Source organism: Romboutsia sp. 1001216sp1 (genome assembly GCF_039841805.1).
Taxonomy (GTDB): domain Bacteria; phylum Bacillota; class Clostridia; order Peptostreptococcales; family Peptostreptococcaceae; genus Romboutsia_C; species Romboutsia_C hominis.
In genome coordinates this window covers 73,646-84,726 of the sequence record NZ_JBDPHA010000011.1, presented here as the reverse complement: position 1 = coordinate 84,726, position 11,081 = coordinate 73,646, and the positions used below count along the sequence as shown (strand labels likewise).

The 11,081-nt window shown below is 27.7% G+C and carries 11 protein-coding genes; 9 read left to right on the top strand and 2 right to left on the bottom strand.

What is annotated here, in order from left to right:
* Positions 1–266: 266 nt before the first annotated feature.
* From dltD to dltC, 4 genes are all read left to right on the top strand, one after another.
* Positions 267–1,457 carry a D-alanyl-lipoteichoic acid biosynthesis protein DltD gene (dltD, locus tag ABHC41_RS11250; RefSeq protein ID WP_195237319.1) on the top strand — a complete coding sequence of 397 codons (1,191 nt, stop codon included), beginning with the start codon at positions 267–269 and terminating at the stop codon, positions 1,455–1,457.
* 121 nt (positions 1,458–1,578) lie between these two features.
* Positions 1,579–3,087 (top strand): D-alanine--poly(phosphoribitol) ligase subunit DltA, encoded by a 1,509-nt coding sequence (dltA, locus tag ABHC41_RS11245; RefSeq protein ID WP_271892271.1) that lies wholly within the window; start codon positions 1,579–1,581, stop codon positions 3,085–3,087.
* Positions 3,087–4,235 carry a D-alanyl-lipoteichoic acid biosynthesis protein DltB gene (dltB, locus tag ABHC41_RS11240; protein ID WP_271892269.1) on the top strand — a complete coding sequence of 383 codons (1,149 nt, stop codon included), beginning with the start codon at positions 3,087–3,089 and terminating at the stop codon, positions 4,233–4,235. Before dltA ends, dltB begins: the two co-directional genes overlap by 1 nt.
* A gap of 17 nt (positions 4,236–4,252) precedes the next feature.
* Complete coding sequence (gene dltC, locus ABHC41_RS11235; RefSeq protein ID WP_092924705.1) at positions 4,253–4,483, top strand: D-alanine--poly(phosphoribitol) ligase subunit DltC; 231 nt, start codon at positions 4,253–4,255, stop codon at positions 4,481–4,483.
* A 79-nt stretch (positions 4,484–4,562) separates the two neighbouring features.
* Here dltC and ABHC41_RS11230 read toward each other — a convergent pair whose 3' ends face one another.
* A complete protein-coding gene (locus tag ABHC41_RS11230; RefSeq protein WP_271892267.1) occupies positions 4,563–5,081 on the bottom strand; it encodes a gamma-glutamylcyclotransferase family protein in 519 nt (172 codons plus the stop codon).
* Between the two features lie 322 nt (positions 5,082–5,403).
* Between ABHC41_RS11230 and ABHC41_RS11225 the strand changes: the two genes are divergently transcribed.
* Genes ABHC41_RS11225 through ABHC41_RS11215 form a run of 3 tightly spaced genes read left to right on the top strand, consistent with a single transcriptional unit; the run spans position 5,404 to position 8,100 of the window.
* Positions 5,404–6,255: a DUF3100 domain-containing protein gene (locus tag ABHC41_RS11225; protein WP_271892265.1), complete on the top strand. Its 852-nt coding sequence runs from the start codon at positions 5,404–5,406 to the stop codon at positions 6,253–6,255.
* A gap of 18 nt (positions 6,256–6,273) precedes the next feature.
* The gene (locus ABHC41_RS11220; protein ID WP_271892263.1) at positions 6,274–6,744 is read left to right on the top strand and encodes a hypothetical protein; all 471 of its coding nucleotides are present in this window, start codon (positions 6,274–6,276) and stop codon (positions 6,742–6,744) included.
* Positions 6,745–6,786: 42 nt separating this feature from the next.
* Positions 6,787–8,100: an amidohydrolase gene (locus ABHC41_RS11215; RefSeq protein WP_271892262.1), complete on the top strand. Its 1,314-nt coding sequence runs from the start codon at positions 6,787–6,789 to the stop codon at positions 8,098–8,100.
* Between the two features lie 49 nt (positions 8,101–8,149).
* On the opposite strand, the gene ABHC41_RS11210 is transcribed toward ABHC41_RS11215, so the two are convergent.
* A complete protein-coding gene (locus ABHC41_RS11210; protein WP_271892260.1) occupies positions 8,150–9,436 on the bottom strand; it encodes a transcriptional regulator in 1,287 nt (428 codons plus the stop codon).
* A 180-nt stretch (positions 9,437–9,616) separates the two neighbouring features.
* Between ABHC41_RS11210 and ABHC41_RS11205 the strand changes: the two genes are divergently transcribed.
* Both ABHC41_RS11205 and ABHC41_RS11200 read left to right on the top strand, forming a co-directional pair.
* On the top strand, positions 9,617–10,087 hold the full coding sequence (locus ABHC41_RS11205) for a hypothetical protein (protein ID WP_092924715.1): 471 nt from the start codon (positions 9,617–9,619) through the stop codon (positions 10,085–10,087).
* Between the two features lie 164 nt (positions 10,088–10,251).
* Positions 10,252–11,081, top strand: an 830-nt coding sequence (locus ABHC41_RS11200) for an SH3 domain-containing protein (RefSeq protein ID WP_272013380.1), incomplete at its 3' end; no start/stop codon positions are given.

Below are 11,081 nucleotides of genomic sequence, written 5' to 3'. Positions count from 1 at the left end.
AAGATTTATTAGAAGATACTATAGAAAATATGTCTGTTGATGAGCTTATAAATCTACTAAAAAATAAATCTACTCCATAAAAACTTATATTTCTTATTTGAAATATGCTAAAAATAAAATATTTAAGTGTAAAATGATTTTAAAAATAATTTAAAAAAACCTTAAAAATACCTTAAAAAAACATAAAGTTACAAAAGTGTTATTGAATATATGTCGATAAAGTAATAAAATAGTTAGGTATTACGATTAAATTAGAGGAGAGAAATATGAAAAAAATAACTTATTTCATTGTGCCGGTATTAATAGGAGGATTATTTTTATTTGGGTTAGACAAATTCTTAGATCATGAAATAAAAGACCTATTAAATAAAAAAGACTTAATTCCTGTAATGAATTATCCTCTAAGCTCGGAAAAGGATAAGGGAATTATATTAAATAATCATCTTTTAAAGCAAAATGATATTATGATGATAGGATCATCAGAGTTAGGACTTGCTACAAAGCAACATCCTACTTACTATTTCAATACACATAGAAGTAAAAATGGAGTTTTTACAATAGGGAAGGCATATACTCAAAATTTACAAGATGCAACTATAATTGGGAGTACAGACCCTAATATAAAAGATAAAAAAGTTGTATTACTACTTTCTATGCAGTGGTTTATGGATAAAGAAGGTGTTACACCTCAACATTATCAAGGTAGATTTTCACCTGTTCAATTCTATGCCTTTTTACAAAATCCTGAAATATCAAAGGAAAATAAAGAGGAGTTTGCAAAAAGAACAATTGAGCTATTAGCTGGATCTGGAGAGTTTAAGCCAGAAGCTGTATATGCAAAGTTATATATTAGTGATTCATTCATTTCAAAAGTAGAAAAGACTATATTACACCCTTACTTTAAAGCAAGACAATTTGAAGTAGTGTTAAAAGACAAGGGAATGTTATTTAGAAAGTTATTAAGAGCTCCTGAGAAAAAAGAAGTTAAAAAAGGAGAGCCTATTAACTGGGAAAATGAAACAAAACAAGCAATTGAAGATGCTAAAAAAAGAGTTGGAAACAATGATTTATGTATAGACAAAATGTACTATGAGAAAAACTTTGGTAAAAACCTAGATAAAATGAAAGGTAGATACGATTATGTTAATCTATTAGAATCAAGAGAATTTGATGATTATGAGTTAACATTATCAGTATGTAAAGATTTAGGAATAAAGCCAGTAGTTGTTATGCTTCCAGCTATGGACAAGTTCTATAACTTAACAGGAATATCAAGAGAAGAAAGACATGCTTTTTATGATAAAGCAGAGAAAATGGCAAAACAAAAAGGTTTTGATGTTATAGATTTAAGAGACAAAGAAACTGAAAAGTATTACTTAAGGGATGTTATGCACCTTGGTACGAAAGGATGGGTAGATGTTTGTGAAAAATTATTTAAAAAATTTGATCAACAATAAATACTTAATGATAAGTATTACATTAACAATAGTTATAATAGCAGCTATATTAGTGATGACATTTACATCATTTAAAGAATTACCATTTATATATAATGAATTTTAATAAGGAGGATTACTAATGAAAATCATTGAAGGTATAAAAAAATACGCAAATACAGACAGGATAGCATTAAAATGTAATGATGAAAGTCTTTCTTATAAAGATTTAGATAAGTACTCAGAAGCAATAGCTTTATATTTAAAAGAGATACATGAAGATAACACACCAATAGTTATATATGGAAACAAGGAAAATATGATAATGGCATGTATGATAGGTGCCTTAAAATCAGGAAGAGCATATGTACCACTTGATATAAGTTTCCCACTAGATAGAGTATATGATGTAACTGGTGAAATTAAGCCAAAAGTTGTATTTAACTTTAGTGAAGTAAACTTAGATGGATTAAATGTAGTTAATGAAAATGAATTAAAAGAAATTATAAAAAAATATGAAAATAAAGAGATAGATAAATCTAACTGGGTAAAGGATGATGAAAATGCATACATCTTATTTACATCAGGAAGTACAGGAAAGCCAAAGGGAGTTCAAATAAGTTCAAACAACTTAGATAGCTTTGTTGATTGGATTAGTCCATACTTAAACATAGATGGAAGTGAAAAAGTAATAATGAATCAAGCAGCATATTCATTTGACTTATCAGTTACATCTATATATCCAGGATTAGTTCATGGTGCTACTTTATTCTCTTTAACAAAGAAAGTATTAGCAGACTACAAGGAACTATTTAGACAATTTGGTGAATCTGATATGGCAGTATGGGTTTCAACACCATCATTTGCAGGTGTTTGTGTAACAGAAAAGAGCTTTAATAGTGAAATGTTACCAAAACTTGAATCTATGATATTTATAGGTGAAGCACTTCCAAAGAGTTTAACAAAAGAACTTTTAGAAAGATTTGAAAATACTAGAGTTATAAATGGATACGGACCAACTGAAGCTACTGTTGGAGTAAGTGTAAATGATATGACTATGGAATTAGTAGAAGATGAAAAAAGCTTACCTGTGGGATTCCCTATGGAAAACTGTAAGATAAAAATTATAGATGAAGAGGGAAATGAACTAAGTGAAGGTGAAAAAGGTGAAATAGTAATAATAGGACCTTCAGTTTCAAAAGGATACTTCAACAATGAAGAAAAAACTAATGAAGTATTTTACTTTGATGAAATAGATGGAGTAAAACATAGAGCTTATAAAACCGGAGATATAGGATATCTTCTAGATGGAAGAATATACTACTACGGTAGAAAAGATTTCCAAATAAAATTAAATGGATTTAGGATAGAAATAGAAGATATAGAAAACAACTTAAGAAAAGTTGAAAATATAAAAAATGCAGTAGTTATACCAGTTTATAAGGATGAAAAAATAGCATACTTAACAGGTATAGTACAATTAAAGGAAAAGAACTCCCTAAGCAATCTTAAAAATGGGATGATAATCAAAAAAGAATTAGGAAAATATATACCATCATATATGATTCCTAGAAATATAAAGGTTATAGATGAATTCCCAACAAACATAAACGGAAAAATAGATAGAAAGAAACTTATGGAGGAAATTTAATGACTTTTTCACAATATGGAGATTATTTTTATCTTTATATATTATTATTAACGTCAATACCAGCTATAATATTAGGACTTTGTGAAAAAAAGATAAAGTACTATGGAATGATAGCAACTGCATTTATGATACTTTTAATAGTTGGAGTAAATGTACACCTAAAATTCTTAATAGCCTTTATGGTAATTGAAGTTATAGTAGTTAAAGGATATGAATATGTAAGAAAGAAAACGGACAGTAAACTTGTATATAGATTATTTTTATTAGCATCAATGTCTCCAATAATAATTAATAAATTATCACCATATACATCAATGGGGACTATTGGTTTTATAGGAATATCTTATTTAAACTTTAGAACAATACAAATGGTTATAGAAATTTATGATGGAGCAATAAAAGAAGTAAAATTATTAGATATGATTTACTTTGTACTATTTTTCCCAACATTAAGTTCAGGACCAATAGATAGATCAAGAAGATTTGAAAAAGAATTAGAAAAAAATATATCAAGAAGTGAATATATAAATGAATATTTAGCTCCAGGTATTAAAAAAATATTTATGGGGATTGGATATAAGTTTGTAATAGCATTTTTAATAAATGTTTATTGGATGTCAAAAATACCTACTGATATAACTTTTAAAAATGCACTAAGCTATATGTATGCTTATAGTTTATATTTATTCTTTGACTTTGGAGGATATAGTTTATTTGCAGTAGGTACAAGTTATATATTTGGTATAAAAGCACCAGATAACTTTAACAAACCATTTATAAGTAAAGATATGAAAGAATTCTGGACAAGATGGCATATAAGTCTTTCTAGATGGTTTGGAGATTATATATTCTCAAGATATTTAATATCTTCTATGAGAAAGAAAAGATTTAAAAACAGAGCTACAGCAGGTCGTGTTGCTCAAATGATAACAATGTTAGTTATGGGATTTTGGCATGGTTTAACATGGTTTTATATAGTATATGGTATATATCAAGGTCTAGCATTAGTTCTTACAGATATATATCAGAAAAAATCCAAATTCTACAAAAAGCATAAAAAAGAGAAATGGTTTGAATATGTGCAAATATTTGTAACATTTAATATAGCATGTTTTGGACTACTAATATTCTCAGGATATTTTGCTTAATTTAAGGAGGACATAAAATGCAAGAAACAGTTATAGAAATATTTGAAGATGTTTTAGGTAGTGATGAAATAAGAGACGATTTAGATTTTGATTTATTTGAAGCAGAGCTTTTAGACTCATTAGCTATAATACAAGTATTACTTGAAATAGAATCTAGATTAGGAATAGTACTTCAGCCAACAGACTTAGAAAGAAGTGATATGGCTACAGTTAATAACTTAGTTAAATTCTTAGAAAATAGAAAATAATATTTAAATTAGTTTATTAAATAATTAAAAAATAACACTCCATATAATATACATGGAGTGTTATTTTTTAATATAATCATTATTTTTTATTATTTTCTTCCATATATACTTTCCAGTCTCCATGTTTAACTGGAACTAATTTATCATCTTTATTGTATTCAGCTGGAGGATTATACTCATAATAATAAGCTTTTTCTGTAGTTCCATCCTCTAACTTAACATCTACTATTTCTCTATTATATTCATTTTCATTTTCTTTTCCTACTTCATAAGCTTCTAATTCATCTAATTCTTTTAAAGTAGAATCAAAATCTTTAAATTCCATTAACTCCCCAATTACTTCACCATTTCCTAGTGTTACAGCAGGGTACCCCTTATTTTCTATATGGGATAAATCACCTTTTATAGTAGCTTTATCATTTTTCGTTACTTTTCCGTCTAAATATATATCGTAGTTAAACATATCACTTCTTAAACTACCATATACAAATACTTTTTTGATTTCCTCAGCTTCCGTTTTATTGCTTTCTTTTGCACTACAGCCAACCATTAACATCATACTAGATGCTACTAAGATACCAACTAATTTTTTCTTCAATTTACCTACCCCTTTTCTTGATATTAGTTAACATTAAGTTAATCTATACTAAAGTTGACTTTTAAAAATTATCACTTTATACAAATTTTGTCAATAACATTTTGAAATAAATATTTTTTAAATACAAATGTTTAAGATGAAAAATATATTGACAAAAATCTCCAAATATTTTATTCTTTAATTACGGACAACTTAATGACATGTCAAAAATAAAGCTTTAAATATTTTATGTAAAGTTTTTATTTTTGAAAATAGGCAAACGTATTCTTTAAAAAGGGGAACTTTGTCTTAGTTAAATACTTATATTTTTTAGGGAGGAAATATGGAAAATAACAAAAGTCTTATGAAAGTTATGCTTGCAACTTTATTAATAGTTGTAGGGTGCGAATTTATTGGAGAGTATACAGTTAAGCTAGGTTCTGTAGCCTTAGTATTATTCCCAATGTTATACGCAGTAATTATTGGAATTATAATCACACCAGATTTATTAGGGAAGAAAATAAAAGTATTAAAAGAAATGGTTGGGGAAAAAGAAATAAATATAGCTGGAGATGTTGTTGGAATTGCACTTGTTTTACTTGGAATAAAGTATGGTTCAACAGTTGGTCCAAATCTTGCAAAAATAATACAAGCAGGACCAGCATTTTTAGCTCAAGAATTTGGACATATACTAGCACCTATAGTAGCACTTCCTTTAGCGTTACTATTTGGATTTAAAAGAGAAGCTGTGGGGGCTTGTTCTAGTATAAGTCGTGAAACTTCTTTAGGAGTTATATCTGAAAAATACGGAATAAATTCACCAGAAGGTAGTGGTGTTTTAGGTACATATTTAATGGGAACAGTAATAGGAACTATATACTTCTCTATACTAGGTTCTGTTTCAATATATACAGGTCTTCATCCATATGCACTTGGTATGGCAACAGGAGTTGGTAGTGGTAGTATGATGACTGCAGCTTCAGCAGCACTTACAAAAGTACCAGAAATAGCAGCTGATCCTGCTATGGTTGATACCATACTTTCATATGGGGCTACAAGTAATATGATGTCTAGTTTAACTGGACTAATATTCTTAGTATTTATAACTTTACCATTTACAAATAAGTTATATAAAGTTTTAGAGCCTAAGTTAGGTAGAAAGTCTAAAGAAACATCAAAAAATAGTGTAGCTTAGTAAAGAGAGGGATAAAAAATGTTTGCTAATATAAATGTTAAAAGAAGTTTACATCAACTTATAGTAATGCTAATGGTTGGGGCTATGATCTTAATAGGACAGTATATAAGTAAGGGAGTAGCAATAACTACAGCTCTTCCAGGAATGTTAATAATGATAGCAGCAGCTATGGCAGCAATGATATTAAAAGATATGTTTCCAAAATCAATATTTCCTGCATTTGGATTTGCAACAATAATAGGGTTAGTACTTAGTATTCCAGGAAACCCAATATCAGATGTATTTAATGAGCAAGTTGCAAATATAAACTTTATGGCTATAACTACACCGCTACTAGCATTTGCCGGAATATCTGTAGGTAATAAAATAGAAGAATTAAAGAAAATGTCTTGGAAAATAGTAGTTATATCTTTAGTAGTTTTCACAACAATATTCTTTGCTTGTGCAACTATAGGACATATAGTACTAAAAATGCAAGGGGTTATATAGTTTAATATAATACAAATATTTATGTTTTGGGAGGAATTAATTATGAATAAAGCTAAATTAAAAGAACTAATTATAAAAATAATAGATGAAAATAGAGATAAAATAATAGAAGTAGGTCGTGGAATATATGAAAATCCAGAATATGGATATAAAGAATATAAAACTACTGAAGCTGTAGCAAACTTTTTAAGTGAAGAATTAGGACTAGAAGTAGAAAAAAATATAGCTGTTACAGGATGTATGGCTACTGCAAATAGTGATAAAAAAGGACCTCATGTATCTATATTAGGAGAATTAGACGGAATATCTTGTAAAGAGCACAAACATTCTAATGAAATAGGTGCATCTCATACTTGTGGACATAATATACAAATAGCTGGTATGTTAGGTGCTGCAGTTGGATTAGTTAAAAGTGGTGTATTAGATAATCTTGATGGAAAAGTATCTTTTATGGCTACTCCAGCAGAGGAATTTATAGAGTTAGAATATAGACAATCATTAAAAGATAAAGGTGAAATAACTTACTTTGGCGGAAAGCAAGAACTTGTTAAAAAAGGATATTTTGATGATATAGATATGTCTATGATGTTCCATTCATTAGATATGGGAGAAAATAAGGCATTAGTAGGTCCAGAAAGTAATGGATTTATAGGAAAGAAAGTTCAATTTATAGGAAAAGAATCACATGCAGGTTCAGCACCACATGAAGGAATAAATGCTTTAAATGCAGCAATGCTTGCTATAAATAATGTAAATGCACTAAGAGAAACATTTAAAGAATCTGAAAGAGTTAGATTCCATCCAATTTTAACTAAAGCTGGAGATATAGTAAATGTTGTACCTGCTGATGTTCAAATGGAATCATATGTAAGAGCTAGAACTATAGAGGGTATGATAGATGCTAGTGAGAGAATAAATAGAGCATTAATAGCAGGTGGTAATGCAGTTGGAGCAGAGGTAGTATTAACTGAAATACCAGGATATTTACCAATACTTCGTTATAGAGATATGGATAAATTATTTAGTGATAACTTAGTTGATTTAGGAATAGAATCAGAAAAAATAGTTGACGGTGGAGATTTTACAGGTTCATTTGACTTTGGTGATATATCTCATCTAATGCCAACACTTCACCCAATGGTAGGTGGTATAAAGGGTGCACTTCATACTAGAGAGTATGAAATAGTAGATGAAGAATTAGCATATATAGTACCTGCAAAGTCTATGGCTATGACTGTTGTAGATTTATTATTTGATGGTGCAAAAGAAGCTAATGAAATATTAAATAACTTCACTCCTGTAATGACTAAAGAAGAGTACCTAAGCTTCTTAGAAAAGTACGACAGAACTATATAATTAAGTAATTAAAAATAAAAAGGGCTTTTAATAAGCCCTTTTTTATATACTAAAATAAAAGTTCTACAAGGTTTTTAGGTCTACCTCCGCCTTCACTAGTTTCCTTTGCACATACTCTTGCTAGTTCTTTTGAAACTAATTTATTTAAAATTCTTCTAGCACTTCTATCACTTATATTTAAGTATGTAGCTAACTCTTTTGTATCATATATTTTACTTTGTCTAGTATTGCTTATTGCTATAATTTTTGATATTGATTCACAACTTAGTCCTGATTTTTTTGAAATATCTATTGTATATTCATCAGAGGCTATAAGTGAATAGTTAATTTCACTATCTAGTCCTAGTGGACCTTTTAAAAACTCATTTTCATCAATTAAGAATATATCAAAATCAGAAGAATCTAAAGAACGTTTTAATGCTTTATATCCATTTGTTTCAGCTTGATATGAAGTATTTCCAATACCAATACCTACAGCAAGAGAAAATCCAATAGATTTTATTTCATTTTTTAAACTAAATAATTTATTGTAGTTTATATCATTTTCAATAGCACCTTTATGAGCAAATATTATGTATTCATCTCTACCAAAATTAAATACTGAACCTTGTATATCTCTAACATATTCAACTATAATTTTATCAAGGTCGCATCTTTTAATCATATTAGAGTAATACTTGTCCATACTTTCTTTATAATCTACTAAACTAAGAATCTCTACACCTATTTGAGAGTGTTTAGCTTTATTTAATTCATACTTACTTTTTAGTTCATTATAACTTACTCTTATAAGAGGTCTAGTTGCTTCTAGTCTAAATACTGGATATCCTTTTGATTTTAAGCAATTATAAACATTTGCAAGTCCAGTTAGCATTACATCTGTTTTTTTACTTTCAAATAAATCAATATGCCATTTAGCATAATCCATTTCAGAAATATCATTAGAATAAGGCATAGAATATACATTATTAATATCAAAGTCAATTTCATATAAAGCATCACTTAAAATCTCATTATCAACTACATCTATACTAAACTTATTAAAATTTATATTACTGTTTTTTATTTGCCAAAGAGCCTTAACAATACTTGCATTACCTCTTGATACAAAAACATTAGGCAAGTTTATTTTATACTTAGCTTTAACAGACTCATAAACTCCACAACCTGTAAATATTATCCCATCACATTCATTTTCACAATCTACTATTACTTCTGGTGCATCTACTAACTTTTCTCTTATATATAATTTTATCTCTAAATCATTATCTATTTCATTTAAATATTCTTTTATTTTTTTACTAGAATCTAAAGGTCCTATAACTCCTATCTTCATAAATATCCTCCAAAACCACTAAATTAATTACATATTATGAATTTACTATAACATAGTATATATTATGATAGAAGGAATTTATAAAATATAGAAATACAAACAATTTATCGTTTAAAAAAGAGGTAAACAATAGACTTTATCAAAATATTATAATAAATATATTTTTAGGGGTAGAGATATATGATAAATGATAAAGATTATAAATTACTAGAAATATATGCAAAGGCATATAAAAAAAGTTCATTAAAAGTAGATTTAGTAAGAATAGAAAAATTAGAAAAGAATATGAAAAATTTAAATGAAGAAATAACAGAATATATAAAAGAATTATGTGAATTAGATTTTGAATTTAAAAAAAATACAAGTCCTATTCCAGACCCTATAAAATACTTTATAGAAAATGGAAAGGCAATAGAACAATGGGACTATATAAATAATACACTTTGGGATGGATATTGGAAAAGATGTAGTGGAAGGGATTTAGAGTACTTTATGTCTTATTTAGAATATCCAATAATTTATCCAAATCATAAAAGCTATATTGAAAATAATAAAAATTTAGTAGAAGTATTTAAAAAAGAAACTGGACTTAAAAAAGTTCCATATGGTGTAAAATGTGCAGAGGTACTTAATAAAAAATATTTCAAATAAAAATGTTTTAAAATATAAATTTCTCTATATTTCTAGAAAAAGTTACAAAAAAACTACAAAATTTTAGTTTTATTTGTCGGATAAGATTTACTAAAAAAATATACTGTCGTATAATTATACTAATCGTATATAATGTCAAATTTATCCACAAGGAGAGAATATAGATGAAAGAAAAGATAGCATTAGCAGCACTAGCAGCAGTGCCTATGACCGTAAGTAGTGTTTATGCTTCTGATTTAACAGGAATTGTTACAACAAGTTATTTAAATGTAAGAAGTGGACCTTCAACTAGTCATGCAGTAATATTTAGTGTTAAAAAGGATGAAAAAGTATCAATTGAAGAACAAACAGACGGATGGTACAAAATAAAAACTAATACAGGAAATACTGGATGGGCGTCATCTACATACATATCATTATCTAATAATGAATCAAATGATAATCCTTCTTCAGATAACCAAAGAAGAGTTACAATAGAAGGACTTAACATGAGAAATGGTGCAGGTACTAGTTATAGAGCTATAACTAAATTAAAAAATGGAACAATATTAGAATTAATATCAGAAAACAATGGATGGTCTAAAGTTAAATATGATGGAAGAATAGGTTATGTATATAGTGATTATTTAGAAAAAGTTTCAGATTCTAATATAAATACTAGAGCGAATACTACAAAGGTAGTAAATTATGACTTCTTAAATGTAAGAAGTGGACCATCAACATCTCATTCTATAGTTGGAAAACTAAATAGAGGAGATAAGGTAGGGGTTATATCAGAAAGTAATGGATGGAGTAAAATAAATTACAATGGAAAAGTTTCTTATGTATCTAGTAGATATTTAAGTAATCCATCAAATACAAATCCTGAAAAGCCAGACTCAAATAATGAAAGCGTAAAAGAAACAAAAGTAGTAAACTATGAATTTTTAAATGTAAGAAGTGGACCATCAACATCTCACTCAAAAATAGGAACATTAAAAAAGGGAGATAAAGT